The 17533-nt window shown below is 46.6% G+C and carries 17 protein-coding genes and 1 tRNA gene; 10 read left to right on the top strand and 8 right to left on the bottom strand.

From position 1 onward, the window contains the following. Positions 1 to 494: 494 nt before the first annotated feature. From QUA58_RS24140 to thyD, 3 genes are all read right to left on the bottom strand, one after another. On the bottom strand, positions 495 to 623 hold the full coding sequence (locus tag QUA58_RS24140) for a hypothetical protein (RefSeq protein WP_333396406.1): 129 nt from the start codon (positions 621 to 623) through the stop codon (positions 495 to 497). Positions 624 to 668: 45 nt separating this feature from the next. After that, positions 669 to 1061, bottom strand: a complete 393-nt coding sequence (locus QUA58_RS24135) for a transposase (protein WP_333396404.1) — start codon at positions 1059 to 1061, stop codon at positions 669 to 671. Between the two features lie 306 nt (positions 1062 to 1367). Beyond that, the gene (gene thyD, locus QUA58_RS24130; protein WP_333252345.1) at positions 1368 to 2294 is read right to left on the bottom strand and encodes a thylakoid membrane protein ThyD; all 927 of its coding nucleotides are present in this window, start codon (positions 2292 to 2294) and stop codon (positions 1368 to 1370) included. A 148-nt stretch (positions 2295 to 2442) separates the two neighbouring features. On the opposite strand from thyD, the gene QUA58_RS24125 reads away from it, so the two are divergent. Next, positions 2443 to 4074 (top strand): DUF3352 domain-containing protein, encoded by a 1632-nt coding sequence (locus QUA58_RS24125; RefSeq protein ID WP_333396403.1) that lies wholly within the window; start codon positions 2443 to 2445, stop codon positions 4072 to 4074. 299 nt (positions 4075 to 4373) lie between these two features. On the opposite strand, the gene QUA58_RS24120 is transcribed toward QUA58_RS24125, so the two are convergent. The 3 genes from QUA58_RS24120 to QUA58_RS24110 all read right to left on the bottom strand — a co-directional run bounded on the left by QUA58_RS24120 (position 4374) and on the right by QUA58_RS24110 (position 5625). Beyond that, positions 4374 to 4571, bottom strand: a complete 198-nt coding sequence (locus QUA58_RS24120; protein WP_006632682.1) for a hypothetical protein — start codon at positions 4569 to 4571, stop codon at positions 4374 to 4376. A 196-nt stretch (positions 4572 to 4767) separates the two neighbouring features. Continuing rightward, positions 4768 to 5184, bottom strand: coding sequence for a tetratricopeptide repeat protein (locus QUA58_RS24115; RefSeq protein WP_242716671.1), 417 nt, complete (start codon positions 5182 to 5184; stop codon positions 4768 to 4770). 87 nt (positions 5185 to 5271) lie between these two features. Next, positions 5272 to 5625, bottom strand: a complete 354-nt coding sequence (locus tag QUA58_RS24110; RefSeq protein ID WP_006632680.1) for a HesB/IscA family protein — start codon at positions 5623 to 5625, stop codon at positions 5272 to 5274. A 245-nt stretch (positions 5626 to 5870) separates the two neighbouring features. Here QUA58_RS24110 and QUA58_RS24105 point away from each other — a divergent pair, with 245 nt between their 5' ends. The 9 genes from QUA58_RS24105 to QUA58_RS24065 all read left to right on the top strand — a co-directional run bounded on the left by QUA58_RS24105 (position 5871) and on the right by QUA58_RS24065 (position 14145). Further along, a complete protein-coding gene (locus QUA58_RS24105; RefSeq protein WP_333252347.1) occupies positions 5871 to 7532 on the top strand; it encodes a DUF6930 domain-containing protein in 1662 nt (553 codons plus the stop codon). 160 nt (positions 7533 to 7692) lie between these two features. Next, positions 7693 to 7947 (top strand): hypothetical protein, encoded by a 255-nt coding sequence (locus QUA58_RS24100; RefSeq protein ID WP_333252348.1) that lies wholly within the window; start codon positions 7693 to 7695, stop codon positions 7945 to 7947. A 4-nt stretch (positions 7948 to 7951) separates the two neighbouring features. Beyond that, positions 7952 to 8308, top strand: a complete 357-nt coding sequence (locus QUA58_RS24095) for a type II toxin-antitoxin system PemK/MazF family toxin (RefSeq protein WP_333252349.1) — start codon at positions 7952 to 7954, stop codon at positions 8306 to 8308. 60 nt (positions 8309 to 8368) lie between these two features. Continuing rightward, positions 8369 to 9805, top strand: a complete 1437-nt coding sequence (gene zds / locus QUA58_RS24090) for a 9,9'-di-cis-zeta-carotene desaturase (protein WP_333252350.1) — start codon at positions 8369 to 8371, stop codon at positions 9803 to 9805. Between the two features lie 141 nt (positions 9806 to 9946). Further along, entirely contained in the window at positions 9947 to 10393 is a 447-nt protein-coding gene (locus QUA58_RS24085) for an SRPBCC family protein (protein ID WP_333252351.1), read from the top strand. A gap of 327 nt (positions 10394 to 10720) precedes the next feature. Then, positions 10721 to 12709 carry a serine/threonine-protein kinase gene (locus QUA58_RS24080; protein WP_333396401.1) on the top strand — a complete coding sequence of 663 codons (1989 nt, stop codon included), beginning with the start codon at positions 10721 to 10723 and terminating at the stop codon, positions 12707 to 12709. 86 nt (positions 12710 to 12795) lie between these two features. Next, positions 12796 to 12869, top strand: a tRNA-Val gene (locus QUA58_RS24075). Between the two features lie 123 nt (positions 12870 to 12992). Beyond that, positions 12993 to 13646 (top strand): Arm DNA-binding domain-containing protein, encoded by a 654-nt coding sequence (locus QUA58_RS24070; RefSeq protein WP_333396400.1) that lies wholly within the window; start codon positions 12993 to 12995, stop codon positions 13644 to 13646. Continuing rightward, positions 13606 to 14145, top strand: a complete 540-nt coding sequence (locus QUA58_RS24065; RefSeq protein WP_333396398.1) for a tyrosine-type recombinase/integrase — start codon at positions 13606 to 13608, stop codon at positions 14143 to 14145. The genes QUA58_RS24070 and QUA58_RS24065 overlap by 41 nt, the downstream gene beginning before the upstream one ends. A 197-nt stretch (positions 14146 to 14342) precedes the next feature. On the opposite strand, the gene QUA58_RS24060 is transcribed toward QUA58_RS24065, so the two are convergent. Both QUA58_RS24060 and QUA58_RS24055 read right to left on the bottom strand, forming a co-directional pair. Next, positions 14343 to 14522, bottom strand: a complete 180-nt coding sequence (locus tag QUA58_RS24060) for an NblA/ycf18 family protein (protein WP_333041339.1) — start codon at positions 14520 to 14522, stop codon at positions 14343 to 14345. Beyond that, entirely contained in the window at positions 14519 to 17416 is a 2898-nt protein-coding gene (locus QUA58_RS24055; protein ID WP_333396396.1) for a virulence-associated E family protein, read from the bottom strand. The genes QUA58_RS24060 and QUA58_RS24055 overlap by 4 nt, the downstream gene beginning before the upstream one ends. Positions 17417 to 17533: the final 117 nt, after the last annotated feature.

Here is a 17533-nt window from a genome sequence, read left to right as displayed (position 1 = left end):
ACTCTGAAACAGTTTCAATAGCAAGGAATAAACAGAATATTAAGAATGCGTTTATATTGCGATCGCAATATTGAAGATTAAACCCTATATCCCTCTTCTGTCACTCTCCGGGGGGGCGATCGCGCTTAATCTTCATCTGGCAATTAATACAAGCTATTCTATTAGAAGAAAAAATGCTCAGGTTTATTTATTATAACAACTAGATATAGTCGCGCGTGGGGCTCAGAAACCGGGTTTGAAACCCAAATCTTGGGTAGGATGCCTAAATTATCACAGAAACCCGGTTTCTTGGCTCAGGGTTAGGCGCGATCGCGTGGGGGGTTGAGAAACCGGGTTTGAAACCCAAATCTCTGTTGGGATGCCAAAATTCTCCCAGAAACCCGGTTTCTTGGAGTTTCTGGGAACACGCGTGGGGATTCAGAAACCGGGTTTCTTACCCAAATCGGGCGTGAGGATGTCAAAATTCTCCCAGAAACCCGGTTTCTTAAAGCCTTCTATTCTTCAAATGTTAAATACTGGATTAATTTATCGCTAGTTGAACCTTCTAAAAAGTCACGATAAGCATCGGCTGAAAAAACTTGCGATCGCACTCCATCTATTTTAGGTAAACTTCCCTGACGCAAATCAATATATTCCTGATAGCTGGAAAACTCCCAATCCTCTGCTTTTTAAACTATATTAGCACAGACTGGGTTTAAGTGAATATATCGAGTTAAGTGTAATAAATAGTCTTCTCCATCCACATGAATCGCCTGAAACCGTCCCTGAAATAGTGAACCCACCCTTTGATAGCGTTTATTGATAGCCTTAGCATAAGACAGAGTAAATGACTGCATCAGCTTGGAAAAATCATCCGTTTGCAGGTAAACTAATAAATGATAGTGGTTCGGCATCAAACAATAAGCAATAATATCGACACCATGAATAATCAGATGGTTTCTTAATTGACGTAAAAAATAAATATAGTTTTCTCGCTCAAAAAAGATAAGCTGACGGTTATTACCTCGGTTATAAACATGGTAGTAATTACCCGCTTGGAAGATAATTTGGCGACGTGGCATATCAGAGGATAGGTGAGTGGCTAGCGGAAGGGGAGGGTTCAGAAACCGGGTTTCTTGCCCAAATCTTCGGTAGGATGCCAAAATTATCGCAGAAACCCGGTTTCTTGGCTGAGGCTGAGGCGCGATCGCGTGGGGTTCAGAAACCGGGTTTCTTACCCAAATCTTCGGTAGGATGCCAAAATTATCGCAGAAACCCGGTTTCTTGGATGGCAGGGCCTCAGAAACCGGGTTTCTTCACCCAATCGGGCGTGAAGATGCCAAAATTATCGCAGAAACCCGGTTTCTTGGACAACGAGGATGCGACTTCTAACTTCCCGATAAAATCTCTTCGAGTGCTAATTTTAGCGTCGGATATTGATATTGAAAACCGCTAGCTAAAGTTTGTTTCGGCAACACTCTCTGCCCTTCCAAAACAAGTTTTGCCCCGTCTCCCAACAGCATTTCTAAAGCAAAACCTGGCACCGGCAACCAAGAAGGTCGCTTTAAAACTTCCCCTAAAGTTTGACACAATTCATTCATCCGCACCGGATTCGGTGCTGTCGCATTCAAAACGCCTTCAACTTGCGAATTTTGCAAAGCGTACAAAATTAAATCAACCACATCCTCGCGATGAACCCAAGAAAACCACTGTTTCCCAGTGCCCAGCGGCCCGCCTGCAAATAGTTTAAAAGGTGGCAGCATTTTTGCCAACGCGCCTCCCATTCCCAACACTATCCCCAGCCGCAAAATTGCTAACCGCGTTCCCGCATTTTTTGCAGGTTGGGCGGCTGCTTCCCAGTCTTTGCAAACTGCTGCTAAAAAATCGTTTCCCGCGAGGCTCGTTTCGTCAAACTCAGCGGTTTCGCTGGTTCCGTAATAGCCGATCGCGGATGCGCTAACAAACACCGATGGTCTAGGATTAGCATTGACGATCGCCTCGACCAATTTTGCCGTCGTCAATCTGCGACTGTCCAGAATTGCTTGCTGGCGCGCCTCCGTCCACCTTTCCTCCGCAATCGGAACCCCTGCTAAATTGACAACAGCGTCGCAGCCCGCGATCGACTTTTGCCAATCACCGGACTCCGCAGGAGTGTAGGCGACAACTTCCAAATTCGGATAAGCTGAAGCCGGAAAAACTCGGCCAGCCTTCGCCGCATCCCTGCTCAAAACCACAACTTGATGTCCCGCAGCTTGCAGCTTCTCCACCAGCCGGCTACCTACAAATCCCGTTGCTCCCGCGATCGCTACTTTCATCTTTTACCAATAATGCACAGTTCTAGCAGTTTAGACGATCGTCCAAACTTGTCTTTGATTATACAAAACGAGAGAGCCGGCCCGATCACCTCGCCACAAGCTTTCTGTATTTTGATTAAACTAATATGGGACGCGAGGAACACAAACCATGCCTGCAAAAAAATCAAAGCTTCTAATTGCTGCCTCCATCGTCGCAGCAGGTAGCGCTGCGGTCTACTTTTACTTCCAGGGTTTGAGCCAACAAGTATCCAACCCTCAAGACAGCGCCAAAGTTGTACCCGACGAAGCAATGATGGCCGCGTTTATCTCCCCCAATCCCCAAGCCTTGGCCGAGTTGCAGCGATTTGGCACGCCAGGGGCTCAAAAGTTGATCGGTCAGGGTTTGAAGGCTTTTCAAGAACAAAGCTTGGCAGGCACTCAAATCGACTTTGACAGGGACTTAAAGCCTTGGTTAGGGGGGGTGATGGTTGCTTTGCTGCCCCCTGATGCTGTGACGAATACAGAGCCTCCAAAACTGCTGGTAGTAGTCAGCGTGAAAAATAAAATTAGCGCCTGGAATTTTGCTAATAAATTAAAATCTCAGCCCGGTGCAACTACTCAAGAAACCGAGTATAAAGGAGTTAAAATTTTTGAGATTGCAGAGCCAACTGGCAAGCGCTACAGTGTGGCTTTGCTGAACGACCAATTAGTGATGGCTCCTTTGAAAAAGCCTGTGGAATTGGCGATCGATACTTTTAAAGGAGAACCCTCCCTCGCTACGCAGCAGAGCACAACTAAGTTTTTTGCAGAGAGTGCTGGTGTCAAGAATCCGATCGCAACTGTTTATATTGCTGACTATCCTGCTGCAATGGAGCAATTGAAAGCTAATCTGCCTGCAGATATTCAGTTGCCTTGGACAGTGTTTTCGCAGTTCAAACAAGTCAAGTCAATGGTTGCGGGCATTGGGGCGGATAGTGAGGGATTGAGGGTAAAAACTATTGCTCAGTTAGACCCTAAATTCGTGCAGCAAAATCCACAAGTCGCATCGAAATTGTTACCCAGATTTCCGGGCGAAACCATTGCTTTAGTCGGCGGCAAGGGCATCGATAAAATTTGGTCGCAAGCAACCGCCCAGGCACAAGATAGCCCGGAAGTTGACAGGGGAGTTCAGCAGGTGAGGAATAGTTTTAAGCGCTTGGATTTGGATGCGGATCGTGATGTTTTTGGTTGGATGAATGGGGAATTTGCGATCGGGGCGATCGGTTCCAATCAAGGGATTTTGTCTCAGTTGGGCATGGGGGCGGCGATGATTTTTGAAACCAGCGATCGCCCTGCTGCCGAAGCAACTCTGAAAAAACTTGATGCGATCGCCAAAAGCAATCCTACAGTCAGCGTCGCCCCCAGACAAGTTCAAGGCAAAGAAGTTACAGAGTGGCAAATACCCCAGCAAGGCACTTTATTCGGGCACGGTTGGCTGAATGAAAATTCTGTGTTTGTAGCTTTCGGCGGGCCTTTAGTTGATGTGATTACTTCGACGCCACCGCAACCGTTAAGCAGCAGTCCGAGTTTTCAGGCGATCGCCACTTCTTTACCGCAAGTCAACCAAGGTTACTTTTACATAGATATGGAAAAAACCATGTCTTGGGCTAACCAATATTTGCTCGCAGTACAGCCAAATTTAGTTTCGCCGCCCGTCGCTGAATTGCTCAATTCTCTCCGAGGAATTAGCGTAGCCACAGCTTCTACAGACCCGACAACTGCTCAGCTTGAGATGCTTTTTGCTTTGAAATCTAACAATTAGGGAATTGGGAATGGGTAATATCAAATCCGGTAGCATCGGAATTATTCATCTCTGTATTCTCTCCCTCTGCGTTCTCTGCGCCCTCTGCGGTTAAATCATTCCGATGCAACCGGAAACGATATAATTGGTAATCGGTAATTGGTAAGCGGTAATTGGTAATTCTTCCTTAATTCCTTCTATCCGTTAAATCCCGATTCACTGCGCGTTGCCGGAGTTTTTCCTGACCAAAAAAAGATGCTGCCCTCCATGGAGGGCAGCTACTCAAATAAAGCATCTTAAAGTCTCTCAAAACTTCAGAATTAACCTTCAGACATTCCTGATTTATTCGGCAATTGCAAATCATCCGGGTCTACGTAATGACAAACTGCTTTGTCCATGCAAATCAAGGCCCAGCCGGATTTATCGATGCTCATCAACTTATAAGAAGCTGGCTGAATAAAGAAACCTTTGTGGTTGCGGGTTGCGGGTTTGATGTTAACGTGGCTGTCAGTGCTCATGTTTTTACAACTCCTAGTATTATCGTAGTAAAATCTGAAAACCGCTGAGCGGGTTTGTCAATCGTCTAAGTCTTCAAATACTAGCACTGACTTTCTGAGTTTTCCATAAAGTTATTTATTGATTTATTACGATGTCGTAATAAACCGCAAAGCCGATTTCCTCGATCCCCGCCCAAAAATCGACTTTTTTACGTGGTTACGGCTCCAGAAGCCACTGTTTAACGCGGGCGAGACTCTTCCAGTCGGGTTTTCTGTTTAATCCTTCTTCAAAATTTTTTTTAACTTCGTCGAGCAACTCTTCGGAAGCCATTAGGAGTTGCTGAGCCACTTCTACGTGGGGGCGCACTCCTTTTTCTTTGAGATCGAGGATCGCTACTGCTAGGTTGATGCGAGCTTGGGGGTCATGAGGGTTCAATTTAACGGCTGTTTTCGCTGCCTTTTGAGCCGGTGCGGGTTTATTTTCCAACAGGTAGAGCCACGCGAGGCTAGCCCAGGCATTGCCATTTTTGGGAGCTTTTTCGCACACTTCTTTAAACACGGGGATCAGATTCGCCGGGGCTTCGCCAGCTTGGTAGCGATCGAAACCGTCTTTAAACAATTCTTCAGGGGTCATTCGATTTTAGATTTTAGATTTGGGATGTTGCACGGAAAAGGGCATGGGGCAGTTAACAATTTTCTGCCCCATGCCCTATTTTCCAATTTATGTAGAAAATGAACTGCCACAACCGCAAGTTTGAGTTGCGTTGGGGTTAGTAAACTGAAAACCGCCCCCGATCATAGCATCGCTGAAGTCGAGAACCAAACCGTAGAGATAAAGAATGCTCTTGCGATCGCAAACTACCTGAAAACCGTCGTAGTCGAACACTTCATCGTCGGATTTCACAGTGCTGGGATCTGCGAAATCCATCACGTAGGACATTCCAGAGCATCCGCCCTGGCGCACCCCTACCCGCAAGCAGAGGTCTTTACCTTGTTTTTCTCTCAGGGCTAAAACTTGACGGACAGCAGAGTCCGTCATTTGAATGCCGCGCTTTTCAGAAATGGCTTGAGTCATAATTTGCCGAACTCTTGAGACTGTCTAATGCAAAGAGTTTAATCTTATTGCTCCATTGTACAGGCATTCGCCAGAAGGCATTCGGTTAGATGCTGAAGGCAGAATTTTTACCTTCTAATTTTTAATTCCCGTGGGGCCTCGTTCCCCAGCTCGATGTCCTCTCCCCCTATAGGGTTTATGATTGATAAGCAGCGGTTGACCGGCTACCGGCACCGCAACAATGCTTCACCCAACGGGCTTACTCTATGGCAGCGCTGAATCGCACTACTCTTCGTCGGCTACAAAACTTACCTCAAATTCCCAGCGTGTGGGAGGGCGATCGCCGACCCTTATCTAATGCTGACTCGCACATGATGCTAGATGACGACGACGTTCTAGAAGCTGGTGGCGAGTGCATTCTCTGGGTCGATGGCTCCGAAGGAGTCGTGAGGGCTATGGACATGGTAGGCCCAGATGCCGGCCCAGAGGCGCTCGTCCGGGCCCTGCTACGGGCAATGGAACATCCCCAAAGTCCGGCTCCCGCAGTCCGGCCCCAAAAAATAGTAGTCAAAAACCGAGAGATTCAATTTTATCTGCGGGGCGTACTTCAAGATTTAGGCATTTCGATTGACTACGTGCCGGAATTGCCCCTAATTGACGAAATATTTCGCGGCATGGAAGAGGTCGCGATCAACAGACCTCCTGAGTTGCCCCCTCAGTATGCTGAAGTTTTAATGGAAAAAGCTGCTCAAATTTGGCAAGATGCTCCGTGGCGGACTTTGAGCGAACACCAAATTATATCTATTGAAATCAATCAGTGGGATGTCGCCAGCCTCTACGTGTCCGTATTGGGGCAAGGCAGAATGGATTACGGAGTTTTACTGTACCGTTCTCTAGAATCCTTGAAACGGTTTCGAGAACGAGTCGTCAACGATGAATCTTTTGAAGATTTGGAACAGGCTTTTTTAGGGCAAGACTGTTTGTTTGTTACCTTTGAAAGTGCAGCAGATATTGATGAGGAAGACGACGAGGACGAAATTGATTTAGCCGATTTGCCTCCATCGGAAATTGAACCAAATTTCGGCAACCTACATCCTTTAGAAGGATTGCGATCGATTCTTTACGAAGAAGAAGCCCTCACGATGTTAGTTGCTCTCGAAGCATTTCACCGCTTTTTCCGCAACGGTCGCCGGAAATTGGGATCAGACACGTTTCCCAGTCTTAGCAGTCGCTACCGCATCCCAGTTCCGCAGTCTGACGGAGAAATTCAACAGGTATCCGTTAAAGTTTCCACGATGCCCGAGGTATCAGACGAATTATTACAGATGCTCGGTGATGACGATGATGACGATGATGACGATGACGATGATGATGATGAATTTGACAAGCCACTGCTGCGGGACGATTTGGTGCCACAAAATTCATTTTTGAGTCTCGGCGCCGTACCTTGGGAAACGGTAGATTTCCTGCGCCAAAGTGTCCAGTTTCACCAAGGTGCAGAAATTGATATTAATACCGCCGGAGATGGTTTGCCGGTGGTGATGATCCAAACTTCTCATCCGAAGGCAAAAACTATGATTCAGGATTTGAAAGAAGCTGGAGGCGTGAAGGGGATTGGTTTTAATCCGGGCGAAAATCCTTTTCAGGATGAGCAATACGACTTGGGTATTTTGCAAACTAAAAATGGGGATCTGTATTTGTTTGGGGAGTTTAATGAAGACGATCCGGTGCATCAGGAAGCTCGCAAGAAGTGGGACCGTCGCTGTAAATCAACCAACGGTTGGTGCGGTTTGATTATTGCTAAAGGGTTGATGGGTGCTTCTCGCGGTCAGCCTCAGTTTAAGGATATGATCGCTTTGCTTGAGGTGCGTTGGGTGTCTGCTAAAGAGTTGGGAATTGGGAGGCTTCAGTTGATGCCGATGTTTTAAAGTTAGTTGACTGTTGGCAGTTGGCAGTTGGCAGTTGGCAGTTGGCAGTTGTTAATTGCTTGGGACTGCTAATAACCAATAACCACTAACCAATAACATTAGTCAGCAGTCAACCGTCATCAGTCATTTTTTTTAATTTGAATGAGCAAGGAAAATGATTATGTCAAATTCTACTCAAAAGCGAGAAGTGTTAGTCGCCCTTGATGCTGAATTCGCGGAGAAAATAGACCAGCTTACTGATAATTGGACGGAGGCGATCGAACAAGCTCTCCGTCTCTGGTACGCTAAGCAAATAGAAGATAAGTTGCGGAAATTTTATCTCAACCGCAGCCAAGAAGATATTGACTTTGAAGAAGAATGGGCAACATTTGCCGAGGGACAAATGGAAGAAATTTTAAGAGAGGAAGGTCTTTGATACAATGACAGAAGCTTATCCGCAACAAGGCGAAGTTTATCTTGTGAGAGCTTTGCGAGCGATAGGAGATACCAAAAAACGTCCTGTTGCTGTCGTTTCCATAAATAGCCGCAATGAATTAAGCCGCACTGTACTGATTGTGCCTTTTACTAGCGATTTGAGCGTGGGGGAAACTCCGACTCGGATTGTGATTCCTGCGGGTGTAGGAGGGTTAGAATCGGACTCACTCGCTGTCTGCGAGCAAATTCTAGCAGTCCAAAAAACTTATCTGGAACAAGGCCCTTACGGTGAAATTAGTGCGGATTTTTTGGCAAGAATTCAGAGAGGGGTACAAGTGTCGATCGGCATTTATGAACTTTGAATGTTTCGGAAATTCTAAATTTTGTTACAATTTGTAAAAACACTGTAAAGGATAGGTAAAATGCGGGTTGCGATCGCAGGTGCGGGACTGGCTGGAATGACCACAGCAGTCGATTTAGTTGATGCTGGCCACGAAGTAGAAATTTTTGAATCCCGCCCCTTTGTCGGCGGCAAAGTCGGCAGTTGGGTAGATCCCGACGGTAATCATGTTGAAATGGGTTTACACGTCTTCTTCGGCTGCTATTATAACTTATTTGCTCTGATGAAAAAAGTGGGAGCTTTTGACGATTTGCTCCTCAAAGATCACGTCCACACTTTTATAAATCGAGGCGGCGAAACCGGTTCTTTAGATTTTCGCTTTCCGGTGGGTGCTCCGTTGCACGGTTTGAAGGCGTTTTTCACGACATCTCAGCTATCCGTACAAGACAAAATTCAAAATGCGATCGCCCTGGGAACTAGCCCCATCGTCCGAGGTTTGATCGACTTTGATGGAGCGATGAAAACGATCCGCAATTTAGATAAAGTTAGCTTTGCTGACTGGTTCCGGGGTCAAGGCGGCAACCAAAACTCGCTCAAAAGAATGTGGAATCCGATCGCCTATGCACTAGGTTTCATCGACACCGAAAATATTTCTGCCCGGTGTATGTTGACAATCTTCCAATTCTTTGCTACAAAAACCGAAGCCTCTGTCATGCGGATGCTAGCCGGTTCTCCCAACGAATATTTGCACAAACCAATTGTGGCATATTTGGAAAGCAAAGGAACCAAAATTTACACGCGACGCAGAGTTCGAGAAATTCAGTTTCAAGAAGCCGAAGAAACGCGCGTGACAGGTCTGGTAGTAGCTAACGGCGAAACAGAAGAAAATATCACCGCAGACGCTTACGTTTTCGCCTGCGACGTTCCTGGAATTCAGAAAATATTGCCCCCAGCTTGGCGAAAGTGGTCGGAATTTGACAACATTTATAAGTTAGATACGGTGCCGGTTGCTACTGTACAATTACGGTTCGACGGTTGGGTAACGGAACTGGAAGATGAAGCCAAGCGCAAACAGTTGAGCCACGCTGTAGGCATCGATAATTTGCTATATTCAGCAGATGCAGATTTTTCTTGTTTTGCAGATTTGGCACTAACAAGTCCCAAGGATTATTATAAAGAAGGACAAGGTTCTCTGTTGCAATTGGTTCTGACACCGGGGGATCCGTTTATCAAACAAAGCAATGAGGCGATCGCCCAACACGTACTCAAGCAAGTTCAGGATTTATTTCCCTCAGCACGGGAATTAAACATGACTTGGTACAGTGTAGTTAAGTTGGCTCAATCTTTGTATCGCGAAGCACCAGGAATGGATGTTTTCCGCCCTGCTCAAAAAACTCCGATCGCCAATTTCTTTCTAGCAGGAAGTTACACTCAGCAAGACTATATTGATAGTATGGAAGGAGCGACACTTTCCGGGCATCAAGCGGCCAAGGTAATTCTCGAAGCTTACAGGCATTAGTCATTAGTCCTCTCGATTCGATCCCCTCTAACCCCCCTTAATAAGGGGGGGACAAGATTCTTCTCAAAGTCCCCCTTATTAAGGGGGATTTAGGGGGATCGAGACTTGACAACAAATGAGAAATCTAAAATCTAAAATAGAATGACTAATTGGTTAGAACATAGCGTACAAGTAGAAGTGGCAATTCCTATTGAATTATCGTGGGAACTTTGGTCTGATTTAGAGCAAATGCCACGGTGGATGAAATGGATAGAATCTGTTCGTATTCTCGAAGAAGATCCAGAATTGTCGCGCTGGAAACTCGCAACGGGCGGGTTAGAATTTAGCTGGCTTTCTCGGATTGTCAAATTAGTGCCGAATCAGATAATTCAGTGGGAATCGGTAGACGGTTTGCCCAATCGTGGTGCGGTGCGATTTTACGATCGCAAAAACAGCAGCATTGTCAAACTGACGGTGGCCTATGGAGTTCCCGGCTGGCTGGCAACATTGATGGACAATTCATTTGTAGGGCGAGTTGTTGAATCGACTATTCAGGCTGACTTGGAAAGGTTTAAAGAGTATGCTTTGAAAGTTAAGGCGACATCTTGAATTCTGAGGACTGAAGTCCTGACTACAAACAGGAAATTGCTTTGTAGTCAGGAATTGAGTCCTTTAATTTTAATTGTAACGCGAGAGATCAGACTCGGCGGTTGAAACCACGACTACACAAACGATGTCCGCCTCCGCGGACTAAGAAATCAAGGAGATATTTAAGTCGGATTTAGTATTGCCTCAGATCAGACTCGGCGGTTGAAACCGCGACTACACAAACGATGTCCGCCTCCGCGGACTAAGAAATCAAGAGGGTATTTAAGTCGGATTTGGTATTGCCTCAGTATCATAGAGATATGCTGCTGATTGCTTCCCGGTTCAGTTATGAGTTATTGCCTCAACCCCGCCTGTCAAAACCCGCAAAATGCCGATCGCACTCAATTCTGCCTGAGTTGCGGCTCCAAACTGTTGCTGAGAGAGCGTTACCGCGCCATCAAACCCCTGGGGCGTGGCGGTTTCGGCCGCACTTTTTTAGCAGTAGACGAAGACAAACCCTCAAAACCGCGCTGTGCAATCAAACAGTTTTTCCCGCTATCCCAAGGAACCAGCAGCAGCGAAAAAGCAGCAGAATTATTCAACCGAGAAGCCGTGAGGCTGGACGAATTGGGGAAACACCCGCAAATTCCCGAATTGCTGGCGCACTTTCAGCAGGAACGCTATCAGTATTTGGTGCAAGAATTTATAGAAGGTGAGAATTTACAGCAAGAATTGGCGCGGACTGGGCCTGTCAGCGCAAGTCAAATTCTAGGTATGCTGAATGATTTACTACCAGTATTGCAGTTCGTGCACTCGCGCAGTGTAATTCACCGAGACATTAAACCGCCCAATATTATCCGCCGCCGCATTTCTCAAACTCCAATTATTTATACTTACCCAACATTAACCGGGGAATTAGTTTTAGTTGATTTTGGCGCTGCCAAACTTGTGGAAGGTTTGAGAGAAACTGGTACAGTCATCGGTTCGCCCGAATTCGTCGCGCCGGAACAAATTAGAGGTCAAGCGGTTTATGCGAGCGATTTGTACAGTTTGGGCGTAACTTGCATTTATTTGCTGACTCAAATATCTCCGTTTGATTTGTTCGATATCAATCAAGATGTTTGGGTTTGGCGAGATTTTTTGAAGGTTCAAATCGATCCGAAATTAAGTCGCATTCTCGACAAAATGATCGAACCAAGTCTCAGTCGCCGTTACAAATCTGTAGCTGAAGTTCTCCAAGATTTGCAGCCGCAGCAGTCGGCTGTGCAAATTCCCCCGACTCCGGTAGCTGCTGCAATTCCCGCGCCGCAGAGGATGCCTGCGGTGCAGAATGCCGTACCGCCAACGGTTGCAGGCACAATCATACCCGTGCCACCGATGCAGCGGGTTGTGCCGACGCGCGCGCCTACTTGGAGGTGCGTTCACACTCTGGTAGGTCATTCCCAGGCTGTCACGTCGGTAGCTTTTAGTCCCGACGGCGCGACTTTAGCTAGCGGGAGTGAGGATAAGACGATTGAGATGTGGAAGTTGGAGGCGGGTAAGCGGTGGTACACTCTCACGGGTCATTCTGACTGGGTGACTTGTGTGGCGTTTAGTCCTGATGGTGCGACTTTGGCTAGCGGCGGCCGGGATAAAACTATTCAAATTTGGGATTTGAATAAGGGTAAGTGGTGGTACGCTTTGCGCGGTCATGAGGATCGGGTTTATGCTGTGGCGTTCAGTCGCGACGGTCAGGTTTTGGCTAGTGGTAGTCGGGACAAGACTGTGCAGTTGTGGAATTTGAATAAGGGTAGGCCGATGTCGGCTTTAAGCGGTCACGCCGGTGGGGTTGAGGCGGTGGCTTTTAGTCCTGGTGGGGAGTTTTTGGCTAGTGGTAGTCGGGATAAGACTGTGCAGTTGTGGGATTGGCAAAATGGTCGATCGATTTGTACTTTAGCAGAGCACGGGGATTGGGTGCGGGCGATCGCCTTTGCAGCAACTTCCTCTTCTATCTCCCCCCTTTCTCAAGGGGGGGCTGGGGGGGTTTTGGCGACGGGGAGTCGGGATGGTACGGCGAAGCTGTGGCGGGTGGATGCTGACGGGCGAGGTAGGCTGCTGCGGAGTATGAGGGACAATTCTGGGGATGTTTTGTGTGTGGCGTTAAGCCCGGATGGTCGGGTTTTGGCGACGGGGAGTCGGGATGGTTCGATTTATTTGTGGGATGCGGCGACGGGGGGTTTGCTGGAACTTCTGACGGGGCACGGGGGGGAGGTTTTGTCGGTGGGGTTTGGTGCTGATGGGTGTTTGGCTAGCGGTTCGGGCGATCGAACTGTTAAGATTTGGCGGATTGGGAATTAGGGCGGTGGCTGCGGGTGTCTGCTGGGAAAATTTTATATTTATGCTTGACAGGCGATCGAAGGTTGTGCTAGATTATTAATTGGTGAGGACACATAGCTCAGTTGGTTAGAGCACTACGTTGACATCGTAGGGGTCACTGGTTCGAGTCCAGTTGCGTCCATCCCAAAACCCGCTTTCTAGGCGGGTTTTGAGTTTTCTATAACCTAATGGGCTGCTATACTATTCTCAATCAGGGGTGACAATAAGTGACAATCCCAGACATTAAATGCGATAAATCTGCGATATGCCCAAAGGTTCTGTAAATGTAGAAGTTTTCAAGGATCGGCTACGGTTAGCGTGGTCGTGGGAAGGTAAACGCTTTTGGCTCTACATTGGTTTGCCTGATACGATCGTCAATCGTAAAGTCGCTTCTATGAAAGCCAGCCAAATCGAGCTAGACATTGCTAGTGGTAATTTTGACCCCTCCCTCGCCAAGTACAAGCCCCAGAAACAAGAATCTATTTCTGTTTCTGAGCTTTTTGACCAATTTGTCGAATATAAACGCCGTAAAATAGAGGCTGATACTTTTGCTAAATATACGGCCTTTCAGAAACACGTTTCTGTGTTTTTCAAAAGCAAAACAACAATTTCTGTTTCCGAAAGTGTTGCTGAAAATTTTAGAGATTGGTTATTGTCCGATCGCTCCCTTGAACCTGTGACGGTACGCGAACGGATTATCATGATGAACGCTTGCTGGGAATGGGCACACAAAAAGAAGCTGGTTCTCGAAAATCCTTGGGCTGATGTTAAGGTTTCAGTCCCGCCAAAACAGCGCCCCGAACCGTTCACCCTTACAGAAATGAGCGCCATCGTTCATAAATTTCGTTCTGACTCAAACTTCAGTAACTACGCGGATTATGTGGAGTTTAAATTTGGCGTCGGTCTTCGCACTCCTTGAAGCTGCTGCGCTGCAATGGCGACATTGCTCACCTGAATGCGATCGCATCTGGATCGGAGAAAGTTTGAGTAATGGTGGCTCTCGCAAATCAACCAAAACTAACAAGGCGCGCACGGTCCCGCTAACACCAAGGCTGCAACAGCTATTACTTGATCGGCGACCAATTGAGACGCTGCCCGACAATTTAATTTTCACCAGTAGCGAAGGTAGAGCGATCGACTCCAAAAATTTCTGCAACCGCTACTGGAAACCTGCGCTTGCATCCCTTGGAATTGATTACCGAAAACCTTACAACACCAGGCACACGCTAATTTCTCACGGCTTGGAAGCTGGCATGAATCCCGTGGCGATCGCATCCCTCACTGGCCACAATGTTCGCACTCTGTACGAAAACTATGCCGGATTGGTCAACTCACCACAATTGCCTGATTTTTTCCCGGTTTTGAACCCGGTTTCAGATGCTGATTTTGTGGTAATTCCATCTGATATCTCTGAATAAAACTCAGATGTTCAGGATGATTAATATCCCCATTACAACTTATTAATTGATTCAACAAAATAGGATTATAGAGAATTTTCCCGCTTGGGTTGCGTCCCCAGTGAATCCCTTCTATAAGTTTTTTTTGTTGTCGGTATCGCATTAAGGTTCGATCGCAGCAGTTGAGAATTTGGCAGGCAGTCTTTGCATCACAGAAATTATTCATTTGGATTTTGATTTGAATTGAGTAAACTTTTGATTACGTTGTCTTTGATCATGTTTTGTCGCATTAGTTCAACTAAGAGGACTCGTGCTTCTTCTACTGAAAGTGATTGAGCTTGAGAAGCGTAGATTCTTAATCGAAGTTGTTGCTCAAGTGTGAGGTCAATAGTTGTCATGATTCTATTTTCTCAGTTCGATCTTTTTCGGCAATCAATAGGTTGATTCGATCGCGAACTTCAGCAGTTTCTGCAGTCAGCCAATTCACTATTACCTCTCTCTGGTATTTAGTCCCTGGCGCTTTCCATCCATACATCTGAGTCAGTAGATTTTGCAAGTGTTCTGGGTAGTATTCGGGCCACCAAATAGTAGCTATCTCTCTTAGTTTTTCAGCATCCTTCTCATCTATTCCTCCGGAGATAGCTGCTGGTTCGGGTGTTGGTTCGGGTGTTGGTTCGGGTGTTGGTTCTTCCGTTCTCTCCGTTGTCTCCGTTGTCGGTTCTACTATTGGCATTGTCGATTCCGATGTCGTTGGAGCTAGTGTCGGAGTTGGTGTCGGGTCTGGGGAAATCAATCCATTAAAAGCGGTTTTTTCATCAGCGGTAAGGGAGTTCCAGACTTTCTGGCGATCGGCTGCGCCTTTGCTGCAAACTTCCTTGAGCATGGTCTGAATATCAAGAGCTGTTTCTCGATCGCCGACTTCGATCGCTAGCCGGATATATTCGACCAGATCCCCTGTTTCGTTGTTCTGTTGAGTCTGCTGATCAACCTCATTTTTTGAAAATGGCTCCAAATTTTGAGGTTGATCGCTAGGTTGATCACCCTGCTGTGCAAGGGATTGATCAACCTGATCAACCTGATCAACCTTGTTACCCAAACTAGGAAAATCTTTCGCTGCCGTGGAATTACTGCCAGCCAAAGCAGCCATCCAGTTTACTGTTCCTTTCGAGGTCGGATTCGAGGTCGGATTCGAGGTCGGATCAGAAGTTGGATTCGAGGTCGGATCTGAATTTAGTATTTTTTCAGAAATAGGATGATCAGGTTGATCAGGTTGATCAAATCCTTGTGTAGCAGGGTGATCAACCTCGTGATCAACCTCCCTTTTTAAGGGGCTTTTCAAAACTTGAGGTTGATCAGCAGCCTCAACAGGTATTGAATCAGCCTCAAATTCGGCGTCAAATTCGGGGTCGGATTCAGCAAGCTCAAGAGGGAGGGAGACAGGTTCGGGTTCGGGTTCAGTTTTGCACCAAACTCGAACTCGTTTGCTGGATATCGATCGAAACTCTCGCTCCCACCCAAATTTTTTGAGGATGGCGGAACAGCGCATCTGATGCGATCGCTCTTGTCGGCTCAGGTCAACTTGGAGATGAGTGAGAAGGTCGCTGAGTCGGATATATTCGCGGTGTTCAATAAAATTTTCGATGACATCTTCCCAGGGATCTGATGACTGAAACTCTTGAGCAATGTGTTCGGCAGTTTCTTCATCTTCATATTCAAGGCAAGGTTCTTCCCCTGATTTGTAAGCCAGCATCGCAGCAGCCCAAATCGCATCTCGTTCTTTCTTAAGCAATTTAGTATCGATCCGGTGTTTGACCGGAATTACCCAAAATCGCCGGTTGCCTGTTTCATCAGCGAGAAATTCTTGCTTGTTGGTGGTTGCGACAATGATGCTGGGTCGATTGAAGTCTTCAATATCTCGGCAATATGGCGGTCGAATTTTGTCTGTACCCGTAGACAAAAAGGCTTTTGTGGCCGAGACATCGCGCCTTCTGAAAACGCTTTCTAGTTCTGCCCATTCAACAAACCATGCTTGATGTAGTTTCAGCCGTTCATCTTTATCAGACACAGTTCCCAAAGAATCGTCAAAGTATTTGTCTCCCGCAAGTATCTTAAAAAAAGTGGACTTTCTATAGCCCTGTTTCCCTTGCAAAATCATAACTGTGTCTATTTTGCAGCCTGGTTCAAAAGTCCGCTTGACAGCGCCAATCAGTGTTTTGCGGACAAACATTTCATAAATTGGATCGTTGACACCAAAGTATTTTGCAGCCAGACTATCTAAAATCAAAGTATCTGAAGCCACTGGCAAAGAATTTAGATACTCTTCGATCGGTGAATACTGATTTCCCACGGCTATTTCTGTGAGGATATCTTGAACATCTTCTCGACTGGATTTGAATAGAATTCCGTGTTTAATTGCGAGTTGAATTCTGACTCGATCGAGTGATACTGGTTTACCGTCAATTTCGATTCGTTTACTGAGTTTATTCAGTCGAAGTCGCTTGCCGAATTTTCTAACAATTTTTCGGTAATCCTGCATCATTCTGTCATCGGAATTTAAAATATTAAATTCAGGTGATGAATCAGAGCTAGTAGCAGAATTAGGAGAGTTAGCCAAATCAGATTCTGCCTCTGCCTCCAGTAGCGAAACTAAATGGTCAGGTTGCAGAGATTTGAGGAATCGCCAGTATTCACCTTTGATGCAGCTCTCAATCCCGTCACTAAAATATTTTGAGATGCTGGCGATCGGGTTCGACTTAACTGCGGAACTCCAGATTTGCTCCCACTCTTGTTCATCCCAGCCACCGCCGGGGGAACAACGCCGACAAGCATCAAGAAACAGAGTGTAGGCATCCTCATTGGTTATCTGTCCCAATCGGCTGAACTCGGATTGAACTCCCAGTAAATCCCGTGCCAGTGTTGCCATTGAGGTATTTCTGTTCAACGCTACCCCGTTCAAAAATTCTTTGTTAGGCTTCCCCAACGCACACTGTAGGGAAATTGGAATCGGCACCGGAACAGTAAGCTCTTGATACCGTTGAGATATTTGCTCCGGTCTTATTAGTGTTGCAGTTGCCGTGGCAGAACCATTGCTACTGATGGCGGATGCAGGTGCGGGTGTGGGCGTGGATGCGGATGCGTAGCACGGGCGAGGCGCTTCGCGCATCGAAACAGGCAAATCTTGGCGCTGTTGCAGTTCGAGTTGTTGCTGAGCGAGTAACTTTTGGCGTTGTTCGAGCTCTTTTTGTTTCCGAGCCAGGAAGTCTTGATAGAGAATGAGGAGCCGATCGCGCAAATCACTGTAGTTGTAGCGAATGCCTGACTCTTCAACAAAATCGGTTTTAACTGAGATCTTGCACCATTCTCAATTAGCCATACTGCCAACCACTAACAGTGATGTCAAAACCCTGCT

The sequence above is a fragment of the Microcoleus sp. N9_A1 genome, from assembly GCF_036701795.1.
Lineage (GTDB): Bacteria > Cyanobacteriota > Cyanobacteriia > Cyanobacteriales > Microcoleaceae > Microcoleus.
The sequence above is the reverse complement of the archived record's forward strand: the minus strand, read 5'-3'. Positions and strand labels throughout refer to the sequence as shown.

What these genes read in the sequence shown, in the direction of transcription:
- QUA58_RS24110 (WP_006632680.1), bottom strand. Translation starts at nt 5,625, where the DNA reads ATGACTCAAGCCATTTCTGAAAAGCGCGGCATTCAAATGACGGACTCT.
- QUA58_RS24095 (WP_333252349.1), top strand. Translation starts at nt 7,952, where the DNA reads ATGACAGAAGCTTATCCGCAACAAGGCGAAGTTTATCTTGTGAGAGCT.
- zds (WP_333252350.1), top strand. Translation starts at nt 8,369, where the DNA reads ATGCGGGTTGCGATCGCAGGTGCGGGACTGGCTGGAATGACCACAGCA.
- QUA58_RS24115 (WP_242716671.1), bottom strand. Translation starts at nt 5,184, where the DNA reads ATGACCCCTGAAGAATTGTTTAAAGACGGTTTCGATCGCTACCAAGCT.
- QUA58_RS24080 (WP_333396401.1), top strand. Translation starts at nt 10,721, where the DNA reads ATGAGTTATTGCCTCAACCCCGCCTGTCAAAACCCGCAAAATGCCGAT.
- QUA58_RS24105 (WP_333252347.1), top strand. Translation starts at nt 5,871, where the DNA reads ATGGCAGCGCTGAATCGCACTACTCTTCGTCGGCTACAAAACTTACCT.
- QUA58_RS24120 (WP_006632682.1), bottom strand. Translation starts at nt 4,571, where the DNA reads ATGAGCACTGACAGCCACGTTAACATCAAACCCGCAACCCGCAACCAC.
- QUA58_RS24060 (WP_333041339.1), bottom strand. Translation starts at nt 14,522, where the DNA reads ATGACAACTATTGACCTCACACTTGAGCAACAACTTCGATTAAGAATC.
- QUA58_RS24100 (WP_333252348.1), top strand. Translation starts at nt 7,693, where the DNA reads ATGTCAAATTCTACTCAAAAGCGAGAAGTGTTAGTCGCCCTTGATGCT.
- QUA58_RS24085 (WP_333252351.1), top strand. Translation starts at nt 9,947, where the DNA reads ATGACTAATTGGTTAGAACATAGCGTACAAGTAGAAGTGGCAATTCCT.
- QUA58_RS24125 (WP_333396403.1), top strand. Translation starts at nt 2,443, where the DNA reads ATGCCTGCAAAAAAATCAAAGCTTCTAATTGCTGCCTCCATCGTCGCA.
- QUA58_RS24135 (WP_333396404.1), bottom strand. Translation starts at nt 1,061, where the DNA reads ATGCCACGTCGCCAAATTATCTTCCAAGCGGGTAATTACTACCATGTT.
- thyD (WP_333252345.1), bottom strand. Translation starts at nt 2,294, where the DNA reads ATGAAAGTAGCGATCGCGGGAGCAACGGGATTTGTAGGTAGCCGGCTG.
- QUA58_RS24070 (WP_333396400.1), top strand. Translation starts at nt 12,993, where the DNA reads ATGCCCAAAGGTTCTGTAAATGTAGAAGTTTTCAAGGATCGGCTACGG.
- QUA58_RS24065 (WP_333396398.1), top strand. Translation starts at nt 13,606, where the DNA reads ATGTGGAGTTTAAATTTGGCGTCGGTCTTCGCACTCCTTGAAGCTGCT.